Source organism: Sporomusa sp., assembly GCF_035561155.1.
Classification (GTDB): Bacteria; Bacillota; Negativicutes; order Sporomusales; family Sporomusaceae; genus Sporomusa.
Genome location: NZ_DATMYD010000095.1, coordinates 1 through 13527, shown reverse-complemented (window position 1 = coordinate 13527; position 13527 = coordinate 1). Strand labels below are relative to the sequence as shown.

10 protein-coding genes and 1 rRNA gene are annotated in these 13527 nt (G+C 44.6%); 5 read left to right on the top strand and 6 right to left on the bottom strand.

The genetic code is table 11. From position 1 onward, the window contains the following. Positions 1–110: ribosomal RNA gene (locus tag VN447_RS13015) — 16S ribosomal RNA — on the bottom strand; the annotation flags it as partial. Positions 111–555: 445 nt separating this feature from the next. Then, positions 556–2997 carry a DNA gyrase subunit A gene (gyrA, locus tag VN447_RS13010; RefSeq protein WP_325525777.1) on the bottom strand — a complete coding sequence of 814 codons (2442 nt, stop codon included), beginning with the start codon at positions 2995–2997 and terminating at the stop codon, positions 556–558. 198 nt (positions 2998–3195) lie between these two features. Between gyrA and VN447_RS13005 the strand changes: the two genes are divergently transcribed. The 3 genes from VN447_RS13005 to buk all read left to right on the top strand — a co-directional run bounded on the left by VN447_RS13005 (position 3196) and on the right by buk (position 5655). Then, positions 3196–3834 carry a manganese efflux pump gene (locus VN447_RS13005; protein WP_325525776.1) on the top strand — a complete coding sequence of 213 codons (639 nt, stop codon included), beginning with the start codon at positions 3196–3198 and terminating at the stop codon, positions 3832–3834. A gap of 21 nt (positions 3835–3855) precedes the next feature. Further along, complete coding sequence (gene ytaF / locus VN447_RS13000; protein ID WP_325525775.1) at positions 3856–4482, top strand: sporulation membrane protein YtaF; 627 nt, start codon at positions 3856–3858, stop codon at positions 4480–4482. Positions 4483–4581: 99 nt separating this feature from the next. Then, entirely contained in the window at positions 4582–5655 is a 1074-nt protein-coding gene (buk, locus tag VN447_RS12995; protein WP_325525774.1) for a butyrate kinase, read from the top strand. Positions 5656–5714: 59 nt separating this feature from the next. On the opposite strand, the gene VN447_RS12990 is transcribed toward buk, so the two are convergent. The 4 genes from VN447_RS12990 to VN447_RS12975 all read right to left on the bottom strand — a co-directional run bounded on the left by VN447_RS12990 (position 5715) and on the right by VN447_RS12975 (position 12072). Further along, positions 5715–7016, bottom strand: coding sequence for a SpoVR family protein (locus VN447_RS12990; RefSeq protein ID WP_325525773.1), 1302 nt, complete (start codon positions 7014–7016; stop codon positions 5715–5717). Then, positions 7016–8227, bottom strand: coding sequence for a YeaH/YhbH family protein (locus tag VN447_RS12985; RefSeq protein WP_325525772.1), 1212 nt, complete (start codon positions 8225–8227; stop codon positions 7016–7018). Before VN447_RS12985 ends, VN447_RS12990 begins: the two co-directional genes overlap by 1 nt. A gap of 20 nt (positions 8228–8247) precedes the next feature. Beyond that, positions 8248–10173 carry a PrkA family serine protein kinase gene (locus tag VN447_RS12980; protein ID WP_325525771.1) on the bottom strand — a complete coding sequence of 642 codons (1926 nt, stop codon included), beginning with the start codon at positions 10171–10173 and terminating at the stop codon, positions 8248–8250. A 210-nt stretch (positions 10174–10383) separates the two neighbouring features. Continuing rightward, positions 10384–12072 (bottom strand): methyl-accepting chemotaxis protein, encoded by a 1689-nt coding sequence (locus VN447_RS12975; protein WP_325525770.1) that lies wholly within the window; start codon positions 12070–12072, stop codon positions 10384–10386. Positions 12073–12294: 222 nt separating this feature from the next. Between VN447_RS12975 and VN447_RS12970 the strand changes: the two genes are divergently transcribed. Together VN447_RS12970 and VN447_RS12965 are read left to right on the top strand one after the other, a co-directional pair. Continuing rightward, positions 12295–12630: a L,D-transpeptidase gene (locus VN447_RS12970; protein ID WP_325525769.1), complete on the top strand. Its 336-nt coding sequence runs from the start codon at positions 12295–12297 to the stop codon at positions 12628–12630. A 176-nt stretch (positions 12631–12806) separates the two neighbouring features. Continuing rightward, a complete protein-coding gene (locus VN447_RS12965; protein WP_325525768.1) occupies positions 12807–13286 on the top strand; it encodes a YbaK/EbsC family protein in 480 nt (159 codons plus the stop codon). Positions 13287–13527: the final 241 nt, after the last annotated feature.

Genomic DNA, 13527 nt, shown 5'->3' with positions numbered 1-13527 from the left:
TTACTCACCCGTTCGCCACTAAGTAAGTATTGCTACTTACTCCGTTCGACTTGCATGTGTTAGGCACGCCGCCAGCGTTCGTCCTGAGCCAGGATCAAACTCTCCAATAAAGTGTATTTATTGAAGCCGTTTTATCGGCTCGTTAAATCAAAAAAAATTGTTTTTGTTTGTGCTACAAGTAGCACAACGCACATCTGGCATTTTATGATGCATTACTTTACATTGTTCAGTTTTCAGGGAACGACGTGCATGGATGCACTAGTGTCACAGGCGTACCATGGATGGTACGTCTTGCCTGGGACCGTTGTTTTAGTTGTTGTCGTATTCGCATTGCTGCTGAATTTGACAGCTTTTATATGTTATCACGATTACTTCATCGTGTCAACATCTTTATTCTTGGTATTTCTTGCCGTCACTATTCATACTTGGTTATTATTACCTTGTATTGAACCGACTTGATTATCTTATCACGCCTGACTTGTTTATGTCAATAGCATTCTGTTGGAATTTGACCCTAAAAATAGAACGCCCCGCTAGCGCGGGGCGCTTATTTCTTTAATCGTTATTGGCTTTTTTTTCAACAACCGCTAAGGCAACAACTTGATCGTCTTTGTCGGTACGCATAACCTTTACGCCCTGAGTGCTGCGACTAGTCACCGATATTGTATCAATCTCCATCCGGATAATGATACCATCACTGGTTATCAGCATGAGCTCTTGGCCTGGCTTAACAACTTTTATGCCAACAACATAGCCAATTTTTTCAGCCGCGTTTGGTTTAATGTTAATAACACCTTTACCACCGCGACCAGTGATGCGATATTCGTTAACCGTTGTACGTTTACCATACCCTTCAGAAGTAACAGTCAGCACTTCGCCGTCTTTCTTCACAACCTCCATGCCAATTACTTGATCGCCTTGATCTAAGTTAATTCCACGAACTCCATGAGCAGTTCGTCCCATTACCCGCACATCGGATTCATGGAACACAATGGCTTTGCCATCCCTAGTACCCATGATGATATCTTGCTCGCCATTGGTTAACTTAACACCGATCAAATCATCGTCCTCATCCAGGGAGATCGCAATCAAGCCACCTTTGCGCGCAGTATCAAATTCCAGTAGCTCGGATTTTTTGACAATCCCTTTTTGGGTAGCCATAAATAGGTGCCGATTGGCGCTAAACTCTTTGAGAGGAATAACGGCTGTAATTTTTTCATCCTTTTCCACCTGGAGCAGGTTGACGATAGCCGTCCCTTTGGCCGTACGCCCTGCCTCTGGCAGTTCATAGCCTTTAAGCCGGTACATCCTGCCCCTGCTGGTAAAGAACAAGAGGTTATGGTGAGTTGTCGCAACAAAGAGATGTTCGACAAAGTCTTCTTCTTTTGTTCCCATCCCGGTTACACCTTTGCCGCCTCGGCGCTGACTGCGATAGGTATCGACAGGGAGACGTTTGATGTACCCCTGGTGAGTCAAGGTAATTACAATATCCTCTTCAGCAATAAGGTCTTCCATATTCATTTTGGACACATCGCTGGTAATAACAGTACGCCGTTCGTCAGCAAACCGTTTTTTGACATCCAGCAGCTCTTCTTTAATGATACTCATTACTTTACCCTCGTCTGCCAGCACGCCTTCCAGCCATTCGATGGTCTCCAGGATATCCTTGTATTCGTTCTCAATCTTTTCGCGTTCAAGTCCAGTCAGGCGTTGGAGACGCATATCCAGGATAGCCTGGGATTGCTTCTCGCTGAGGCTGAACTTGTCCATCAAAGCATTTTTAGCAATTTCCGGGGTTTGTGACTGCCTGATCGTTCTAATGACAGCGTCCAAGTGATCAAGCGCAATTTTTAAGCCTTCTAAAATGTGAGCCCGCGCCCGCGCTTTATCCAATTCAAACTTCGTCCGACGCACAATTACAACTTTTTGATGCTCAATGTAATGGTGCAGAACTTCCATCAGATTAAGAACCTTAGGACGACCATTAACAAGCGCCAGCATATTAACCCCGAAGGTATCCTGCATTTGCGTATGTTTATAAAGCTGATTTAAAACAACATCAGCATTGGCATCGCGTCTGAGTTCAATGACTACACGCATACCCTTTCGGTCACTCTCATCTCTGAGATCGGTAATACCATCAATAGTCTTATCCCGAACAAGACCGGCAATGTTTTCAATCATCCGGGCCTTGTTAACCTGATATGGCAGCTCGGTAACTAAAATACGCTGCTTACCGCTAGACATGTTTTCAATTCTGGCCTGCGCCCTAATTTTGACACTGCCCCGCCCGGTAGTATAGGCCTGCCTAATACCTTCACGCCCAAGGATTAAGGCTCCTGTCGGAAAATCAGGACCTTTAATCGCCATCATTAATTCATTAATAGTCACTTCAGGATTATCAATCATCATGATTAGACCATCTACCACTTCCCCAAGATTGTGGGGGGGAATGTTAGTGGCCATACCAACGGCAATACCTGATGAACCATTAATTAATAGGTTAGGCACTTTGGCTGGCAATACTGACGGTTCTTTTAAAGACTCATCATAGTTAGGGACAAAGTCAACTGTGTCTTTTTCAATATCGGCCAGCATTTCTTCAGCAATTCGCGACATACGCACTTCAGTATAACGCATAGCCGCCGCCGAGTCGCCGTCAACAGAACCAAAGTTACCATGTCCATCTACCTGCATATAGCGGGTAGAGAAATTTTGCGCCATTCTAACAATGGCATCATATACCGAAGAATCACCGTGGGGGTGATATTTACCCAAAACTTCGCCGACAATACGAGCCGATTTTTTGTAGGGCTTATTAGCCGCCATTCCAGCTTCGTGCATGGCGTAAAGTATCCGCCGGTGAACAGGCTTGAGACCATCGCGAACATCAGGCAATGCCCTCATAACAATTACGCTCATAGCATAATCGATATATGAATTTTTCATTTCGTCTTCAATTTTGATTGGCAACACTTTGCCTAACCCTAAATCCAGACCATCTTCCACAAAACCACCTCAATACTCGACATCTTACTATATTTTCCCCACATATGCAAAAAAATCCTGCAAAAATCAAGCTGATAGGAAAAAGTATCTGAAACCCCCGGCCTGTAACCCATTTTCACCTCCAACCATATACTAAACACGAAAAGACAAAACAGTCTTATCATCATAACAGGAGGCGTACGGTTCATGAGCATCTTTTATGTATTGCTGCTTGGCTTGGCTGTCAGTATTGACGGTTTTGTGGCCGGCATCGCTTACGGCTTGAAAGATATTCGCATGCCCTTTACTTCTTTGAGCATTGTTGGGGTTGTAGCGAGTATTTGCACCGCTGTAGCAATGGTAATGGCCTACATGATCGGTCAATTTATTCATACTGACTTCGCTATTGCGCTAGGAGCTACCTTGCTAATTCTACTTGGCCTATGTAGTCTGTTTCAGCAATATTTGACCAAGGGTGTCGCATCATACGAAATAGATGGCGAGGTTACAGCCCGTAAACTAACCTTCTCCTTAGGACGCTTAGTTATTAGCATTATGGCTAAGCCCGAAACTGCCGATGTTGACAGGCTTGGTTTTATTAGTCCGCTGGAAGCTGTCTTTTTGGGGCTAGCCGTAGGGGCTGACGCTATGGTTGGTACCTTTGCCGCTGCACTTATGGGATCGCTGCCGCTCTACACACCGATCGTAATAGGGGTAATACATATGATATGTATCGCTGGCGGCTATCACTCCTCACAGAGGCTTGTTTCAGAAAAACTAAAAAAACGATTTCCTTATCTTCCCGGAACGTTATTAATTATTCTAGGGTTACTGCGTTTAGGTTAAGGTTGTTAGGAGGCAAAAATTATGTTATATGTAGTTTTATTAGGCTTTGCTGTCAGTCTTGACGCCTTTGCCGCCGGTGTAGCTTACGGCATAAAATCAATAAAGGTACCTGCTAATTCACTTGCTGTCATCGGTCTTATCACGGCACTCTGCACGAGTGCTGCCATAGCACTTGCCTATTACTTAGGCTCATTTATCAATACTTCTCTGGCAGTCGCAGCCGGGTCTCTACTCTTAATTGCTATCGGTGCCTGGAATATCTTCCAAGAGTATATTACCAAAAAAACCGATCACCAGGAAGCCGTAGCAGATGATGCCTGCCTTACATTCCGGATAGGGCGTATTGTAATCAATATAATGGCCGACCCGGAGACAGCCGATATTGACCACTCCCGTTCCATTAGCCCTTCCGAAGCCATCTTACTCGGTTTAGCCTTAGGTATTGACAATATGGTTGCCACCTTCGCGGCCGCACTGATTAAGCCGCTCCCACTCTATACCCCGGCGGTTATGGCTTTTATCCAGGCTCTTCTGATTGCTGTGGGAATTAGCGCTGCATCCCGCTTAGCTTCAGATGATTTAAAAAAACGTTTTCCTTATGTTCCTGGAGCAATTTTAATCATCCTGGGACTTATGCGCCTGGTTTAAGCCAGGTGCTTTTTTTATTTCCTCATTTTTACTTAACAAATTAAGCGAATAATACTACAATAAGGGTATATATCACATCGATGCGATTGGGAGGTTATCATGGCGTATCAAATCTTAACTATTAACCCAGGATCAACATCCACTAAAATTGGCTTATACAAGGACACCAGTGAAGTATTTGCTCAGAATATCAGCCATAGCGCTACAGACATTGCTCAATTTGCCACCATTCCCGAGCAGATTGGCTTCCGTCTGGAAAGCATAAATGACTTTTTAGCCTGTCAAAACGTTAAGCCTGGTGATTTTGCGGCCGTTGTTGGCCGCGGCGGCCTGCTCAAACCCATGGTAAGCGGTACATACCAAATTAACGACAGTATGCTGGAGGATTTAAAAAATAACCGCTATGGCGCCCACGCCAGCAATCTTGGCGCAATTCTGGCTGACCTCATTGCCAAACAAGCCGGTTGTCCCGGCTATATTGTCGACCCGGTAGTTGTCGATGAACTGGCACCGGTAGCCCGTGTTACCGGTCGACCGGAAATATACCGCAAAAGCATTTTTCACGCTCTTAACCAGAAAGCGGCTGCCAAACGATTTGCCAAAAGCATTAACCGCCCTTACGACAGCCTCAACCTGATAGTGGCTCATCTCGGCGGCGGTATTTCTGTTGGTTGTCATACTTTCGGCGAAGTGATTGAGGTAAATAACGCGTTAGACGGCGAAGGACCCTTCTCGCCTGAGCGCGCGGGCACGCTGCCTGCCGGGCAGCTTGCTGAAGAAATTATTACTCAAAAGCTGGACTACACTGCTGTCGCTAAGCTATTAGCCGGCAAAGGCGGTCTGGTAGCCCATCTGGGCACTAATGATGTACGCGAGGTTGAGCGCCGCGTTGCGGACGGTGATACTCAGGCGACACTTATCTATGAGGCTATGATTTATACAATCGCCAAGAGCATTGCCACTGCGGCCGTACCGGTCTGCGGCAAGGTAGATTATATTATTCTTACAGGCGGCATCGCTTATTCAGAGCTTCTAACAGACAAAATTAAAGAATATATCGGTTTTATTGCACCAGTTGCTGTCCTGCCTGGTGAAAATGAATTGCAGGCCCTGGCCGAAGGCGCATACCGCGTACTTACCGGTGAAGAAACGGCACGCGAATATCTGGGATAATAAACTACCCCCTGGTCAAGGTAAAAGCCTTAATCAGGGGGTAGTTCTTTGCTATCGTTTTACACGTCCCACACGGATACAATTTTATCTTCGGTACATCGGACAATCTTATCCCTATTATTAAGCTTTGTCTTTAAATCCACCTTACCGCCCCATAACTCGGCGATATATTTAATGGTCTCTTTGGCATAGTTCATCTCTAGTTCCCGCCCGTCATAGACATGCTCAAGTATCAATATCCCATTTTCCAAACCTTGAGGATTTATTTCCGGCACCATCCCCAGACCGACGGAATTTGCCAGTTCATCCCTGATGGCTTTCCAGCCCTCTTCGTCAGCCACCTCTGATACGATAATATCAATACCACGCATCTTATAATTGAACAAACACAACTCCTCACACAACTGCCTGTTCAAATACCGTCTTAAGAATGACTGGTCACGCTCTTGAGCGCGAATTTCGAATATTTTTTCCCGCCCAATGGTTTTATCTAGATACTCAAAGATTTTGAAACCGATAAAATACGGGTTTATGCTGCCTTCATGGGGTCTGACAACCAGGTTATGACGCTGTAGAAATTCAAAATGCAAACCCTGCGCCAAGTTCAGCTGATTAAGCAACGTATAATGCCAGTAACTGGCCCAGCCCTCATTCATAATTTTGGTCTCCATCTGGGGCAGGAAATAGAAGGTTTCTTCTCTGACAATACTGATTAAATCCTTCTCCCAATAAGCCAATTTGCCGCGCTCGCTTAGATAGCCCAGCAGGTCACATTTAAGCCGTTCAGGTATCTCATCAGGCGTCTCTTGCGCAAGTTCACTCCTACTTGGCAACTTACCCTCACCCTGCCGCCTAACCTGAAACCTGAGCGCATGAGCAGCATCGAGAATACGTTCCACCTTTTTCGGACCAATGCTGGGATCGGCAATATAGTCCCGTACCCTGCCAGCATGGCTCTTAAACATCTCAACCGTCAGCTCAGCCCGGGTATTCTCTTTAAACAAGCGGTTATTTTTAAAAAAATCGTTATGTCCGTATACGTGAGCAATTGTCAAGATCTGCAGCAGCAAGGTGTTATCCCGCATTAAATAGGCTAGGCAGGGGTCAGAATTGATTACCATCTCATAAGGTAAGCCAGTTAAATTATAGCTGTAAAAAGTTTTTTGCCGTTCATATGTTTTACCAAAACTCCAATGGGGATAATGGGAAGGCATGCCGACATAGGCTTCATAGCATAACATATCTTCATAGCTGCAAATCTCAAACTGCTGCTCATAGCAATCGAGGCCCACTTCTTTGACCAGTTTTTCGATCTGATCATTCCAGCTTTGTAATTCACTCATCGTATATTCAGCCGTCATTAATCCTCACCCCCGGCTTCGGCCCCGGACCCGGTTTCAGTTTCCTTTTCAAGCACCCGCCTAAAGGCTGGCCAAATATCTTCTTTGCGTCCCATGGAGACAATGATAAAGTTTTCATCTTTGATTTTCTGCTCTAATTCCCGCCGAACAGTAATGCCATAGCCATAATTGGCAAGTATTTCGACATACCCGAATAGATTGCTGACACTAACTAGTTCCTTGGCTTTTTCAATAGTTCTAGGGTTATCTTCTGTCCAGTTATCCCCGTCCGTGCAGTGAAAAGAGTAGATGTTCCATACTGACGGACTGAAGCGTTGTTCAATGATTTCAAGCGCTTTCGCATAGCCGCTCGAAATCATGGTACCGCCCGATTCCCCGTGGTGGAAAAACTCACGCTCATTGACTTCTTTTGCTTCGGTGGTATGGGCAATAAACACGACTTCTACGTGCTCATATTTCCAGCGCAGAAACTGGTATAAGAGAAAATAGAAACTTCGGGCCAGGTATTTTTTACTCTGATCCATAGAACCAGACACATCCATTATGCAAAAAACAACCGCATTCGAATGACGGCGAATATCTTCTTTAACCCGGAAGTAGCGCAAGTCATCCTCCCGGAATGGTACCCGCTCCCGCACCCGTTCGCCGTCCTGGGACTCAGTTTCCTTACATACCTTTTCCCGGATAAGCCCTTGCTGGCGCTTGAGTTTTTCTACCATAGTACGCTTTTTGGCTAATCGCGGCGGGATTCCTTTGCGCTGATAACCTGCTTTTTTAAACTTGTATTCAGATTCTTGCAGTGCAAACTTTTTCCGCTCTAAATCAGGCAATTTAATGTCTTCAAACATATAGTTGATAATTTCGTCCATGGTGATTTCAGTTTCATAAATATCTTCACCCTGCTCATTGCCAGTCTGACCCATCGCTTTTTCCTGCGGGTTATTGGTACGACCAATAACCTGCCCGCGCTGTTCTTTGCCACTGCCACTGGCTGTACCGCCGTTGTTCTTGCCATAAATAAATTGATATTCTTTAATCCCACGGATGGGTATCTTGATTTTTTTATTCTTACTTTGGCCGATTATACTTTCGTCAGCAATAATATCTCCGAGGTTCCGCTTAATCGCATCTTCTACCAGTTCCCGGTGGCGCTTGCGATCATACTGGGAACGGTCTGACTGGCCGCTGCGTCCCTCCTTAAAAATTGCCATAGATCACCTCCGCTCCCGCGCTAGTCCTTCCACAGATTGTTGGCGGCGTATTTTAATACCACATTGCAGCAGTGCGGGCAGTAGCCGTTGTCTTTCATGGCTTCGACCATAGTATTAAACTTGCTATCCTGTTCTTTATCTCTTACCCGGGATTGGGTAATAATGCGGGAAAGTTCTTTTACAGAAGCCGTCAACTTCTTTTCAATGGCTTCTTTCAGCGGCTCATAACTGCCATATTCGATTTTTCCCCCGCCCCGCATAACTGAAAACATGTAGGAAGTAACATCTTGCCTAAAGCCTTGAGCGGCTGTACCGATAATCCCAATTTGTTCTTCGATAGACTGCAGGAATTTGATATCAGGCTCAAGTTCTTCCCCAGTGCTTTTGTCTTTTAATTTAGTTGCATTCACATAGGCCTCTGCGTGGTCAAGATAATTGTTGAATAAACTTTCGGCTTGTTCTCTATACCCGTGAATAAAGGCTTTTGTTACTTCTTTTTCCAGTATCTTGTTGTACTCTTTTTTGACGGTGTCTTGGAGAAAACCAAGATACCTTTTCTTTTCATCCTCAGCGATAGCCAACTCCTTGGTTGCTTTGACCATGGTCTCAATAACAGCTATCGGGTTAATGCAGTTAAACTCTGATTCTGATAGGGTAGTATCAAGGGCTTTCATGATAAAGCGGGTGGATATGCCGGACATACCTTCACGCGGCGCTTCGTCGCGGAGTTCAAATATATCAATCTTTTTAGTTGAGCCTTTCTCGACAATCTCTTCGCCATTATAAATTTTTAGTTTAGTAAACGCATCAACCTTAGAAGAAGGTGTCAGCCGCGTAAGGATAGCAAACATAGAAGCTACCTCAATGGTGTGAGGGGCAATATGGGCGTTAAAACTGCTGTTCTTCAGTACTTTCCGGTATATCTTGACCTCTTCATCCAGTTCCATGCAGTACGGTACTTCAACTTTAACAATCCTGTCAAGAATCGCTTCGTTCGTGTGATCAGACTTAAACTTATTCCATTCTGCTTCGTTGGAATGAGCCAGGATGATCCCGTCAAAATAAATCATCGCGCCTTTACCTGGTGAAGGAATCGATTTTTCCTGAGTCGCAGTGATCATGGTATGGAGATATTCCACATCATTTTTGAACACTTCGATAAATTCTACCACACCTCGATTGCCCACGTTAAAAGCACCGTTTAGAGACAGTACCCGCGGGTCATCTTCAGGATAGAGGTCAAGCTTAGAGATATCTACAGACCCTGATAGTACCGATGTATCCTGGTTATTAGGATCAACTGGCGGTACAACCCCAATGCCTTTGCGCGACCTGATGGAAAACTCGGAAGTTGTCACCGGAAACTTCTCAAACTCACCCTTATACTCAGTCTTAAGCCGGTAGCGGCAGATAGGGCACAAGTCGCCTTCGATTTTGACACCAAGCATTTCTTCAAATTGCGGCCGCAGATGCTTGGGAATGAGGTGAAGCGGCTCTTCCCTCATGGGGCAGTCTTTGAGAACATAGACCGGCGGGCTCATCTCCAGGGCCTGTTTTAGTGATTCCATGATCGAGGATTTACCGGCACCAACCGGGCCTACCAGATATAAAACCTGGCGAGACTCTTCCCCTTTCATTGCAGCGGAATGAAAATAGCGCATAATTTTCATAATGCTTTTATCAATACCAAAAAATTTATTTAAGAAGAAACTGTACCGCTTTAGGGTATCATTGCCGTAAATACGCTTTAACCGCGAATTTTCTTCAGTCCTTATCGTCTCGACGCCTGACTTAACTAACAGTTCATACATCCGCTGGTGGGATAGTACGGCTAAACTAGGAGTTTCTTTTACAATCGCCAGATAATCTAACAAAGTACCTTCAAACTTATATTGCTTATGTTCATCCCGATCTTGCTTAATCAATTTTTCGAAATCATAGGCCATATTACATGCCTCCTTTACGTATTTGTTAAGGGAGTTTTCTGGAAAATATTTCTAAATTTAATTAAAATCCACTTAATTATGTCATGAAGAAGAAGAACCTGCTTTTTACTAATTTATTACCTTCACAAAAAAATTGGGCCTGTCTTAAATAAAAAAAAGCAATAGATGTATGAAACACATCTATTGCCTTTCCTATTCTTAGCGTATTTCTTAGCTTTTTAGTTTTTCACCCACAAATAACATACCGATAATATGCCCATTTTTATCTTTGAGTGGCTCATAATTTACGATATACCACTGCCGCATTACGGTAGCGCGGCCAATATATTCGGTATCCCGCTCAAGCACAGCTTTTTCAACATAATTGGCTGCTGATGTGCCTATGGCCCGACGTCCTGATTTGGTCGTCACGGTTGTGGCAATTCGGACGTTCCCCTGGAATACAGTAAAGGCGGCCCCGACCTTTTGCGCAATTTCATCAACAAGCCTATCATTATTATTAATTACCAGATCGCCGGCAGCAAGCTGTTTGCTGCTGTTTATTCGAACCACACCATGTTGGGTTAATAACTCTCGCGCTTTGTCCAGCTTATCTTTAATTCTCTTTCTGGTGATCTCATCGACGGTAACAAACTGAGCTGTCATTTCCTCCATGCTTTGGGCCATGCCATCAAGCTCATGCGCCGACGTTGCGATTTTTTCGATTGTAGCAAAAACCTCTTCACTTGCGGCGTTAATTTCCTGACTGGAACCTGAGAACTGCCGGGCAATAGTAGTGATTTCCCCAATATTGACAGCAATATTCTCAATATCGACCGCAACTCCGGCTGTGTTTTTTGCCATAAAGCTAACTTGTTCATTTAGCTTTTGGCTTATAGCGATAATGCGGTTTAATGCAGCTTCCGAACCACCAGCCATCTCCGCTCCCTTATTTGCTTTGTAAAGGGCGTCCTCGATGGCTGCCACTGTATCAATGGTCTCTTGCCGAACTCCCAGCACCAGGCTGGTTATTTCTTCAGCCGACTGCCGTGAACTCTCTGCCAGCTTACGCACTTCATCGGCAACTACGGCAAATCCCCGTCCTTGCTCGCCTGCCCGGGCCGCTTCAATGGCAGCATTAAGTGCTAAGAGATTCGTCTGAGCGGCAATGGCTGTGATAACCTCGACAATTTGCCCTATTTGATTGATCCGTCCAGCCAAACCGTGGATGGCTTTAGACGATATATCCATCTGACTCTTTACCCCGGTTATGGTTATAATCGCTTCTTTGACCTGGCTTACACCTTCAATTGCACTGGCGTTGGCTTCTTTAGCCAACTCAACGGTCTGAACAGCCATACGGTTTGTATCCTGCACCTGAGTGCTGGCATGAGTGGCAGACTGACTGCATATTTCAATGTCATGCACCTGCCGGGATGAACCGGCTGCGATCTCACCAATATTCTCGGTGGTTTGCCTCATAGCTTCAGTGGTCTGCGTCGTATAATCGGACAAGTACTTACTAGCCGCAGATACTTTGCCACTTATCTGGGTAATTTCCCCCACCAAATCTGAGATTTTTCCCATAACATTATTAGTCGTATGGGCTAATTGCCCTATTTCATCACGTGTTTGGATTTTTAACTTTTTACTTAAATCCCCACCGCCCCCGGCCATTTCTCTCAAACTGGCCAGTAGTTGGTGAACAGGATTGGCGATAACTCTGGCAACAAGCAAAGCCCACAACGCCAGAGTCAAAGCCGATACAATAATATATATAATTATAATTGCCTGAAACTTAGCAGGAGATAGGACGCCCATCAGCAGCAAGATACCTACCAAAGGAGCTATGCCGGTAAAAAATAGGCAGAGTGCCAATTTGCCGTTAATACCTTTTAACCATTTTAGCAGCCGAACCATTTTGATGAAACCACTCCTTTCAAATCATATCACTGGCAATCATTTTATTAATTCGTGAAATTTCTGTAAATTCCTTCTATTTCTGGTTGTACTTGTTAAAAATCTCACAACTATTTATTTTATTAATAAAAGAGGAACAGTGCCGTCTGATTTCGACACTGTTCCTCTTTATCGCGACACATCCGCCCTTGTCAGCATAGTATAGTAACGGAGGTGATCTAGTTGGCATCTTTAATTAAAATTTCGCTGTCACGGCGACTCTTATTCCTTATAAAGGACGGCAAGATAGTCAGAACTTATCCTGTAGGGGTTGGCAAAACATCTACCGCCACCCCAACCGGAAGCTATCACATTGTGAATAAGGTACCTAATCCCGGCGGACCATTTGGCGCGATATGGATGGGGCTAAATCAGCCACATTACGGAATCCATGGCACCAATAATCCTTCGTCGATCGGCGGCGAGGTCTCTAAAGGGTGTGTCCGGATGTATAACCGGGATGCGCTCGAGCTGGCAGGAATGATCCCTGTCGGCACCCCGGTCAGCATTCAAAATTAATCCTGCCCTGACATTTTTCTATTTTTCTGTCAGTCATCACACATCTCCCTTTCCTGGAACATTATGTTGCTGTATTATATGCCCTACTTAGAGTAAATGCTAAAAGCACTTCACTTTTGTAACAAATATTGTATAATAATACATAATTATTCATTATGCACCAGGAGGACGCTATAATGTCAGAAACATTAGGAAAAAGCGCGGCAAAAATTCAGGAAGCACTTAATAAGTACGGTTTGGAGCTCAAGGTAGTTACTATGCAGGATTCCACCCGCACTTGTGTCGAAGCAGCAAATACCATTGGCTGTGAAGTCGGGCAAATCGTCAAATCCATGATCTTTCGTGGAAAAACCAGCGGTGCCCCTGTACTTATTGTCGCCAGTGGCAACAACCGTATTAATGAGAAAAAGATGAAGGAATACCTGGGAGAAGCAGTATCCCGGCCTGATGCCAATTATGTTCAGGAAACCACTGGCTTTGCCATTGGTGGTATCCCGCCCATCGGACATGTGAACCAACTCAAATGCTTTATCGACTCAGACCTGTTTCAATATAGCGAGGTTTGGGCAGCTGCTGGCACGCCGTTTGACGTATTTTGTCTTACTCCCGAGCAATTAGCAACAATCACACAAGGGAAAATCATTGATGTAAAATAAAAATAGGCTTTTAGTCGACTAACTTTCAGGGACTTAGCGCTCTTAACTTCCACTTATGAAGATGGAAGCCTTAGAGCTGCTTGGTCCTTTTTTATCCTGATGAGTCTGCTTAAAAACCCTCATTTTTTCACCAATTTTAAAAGAGAAATCGTCATATCCGTCGAATACTACTGGTAAAGAACGGTAGAAAGAGGGTTGGACGATGTTCCGCTGGGATAATGTACAAACCAGTTTTTACAAT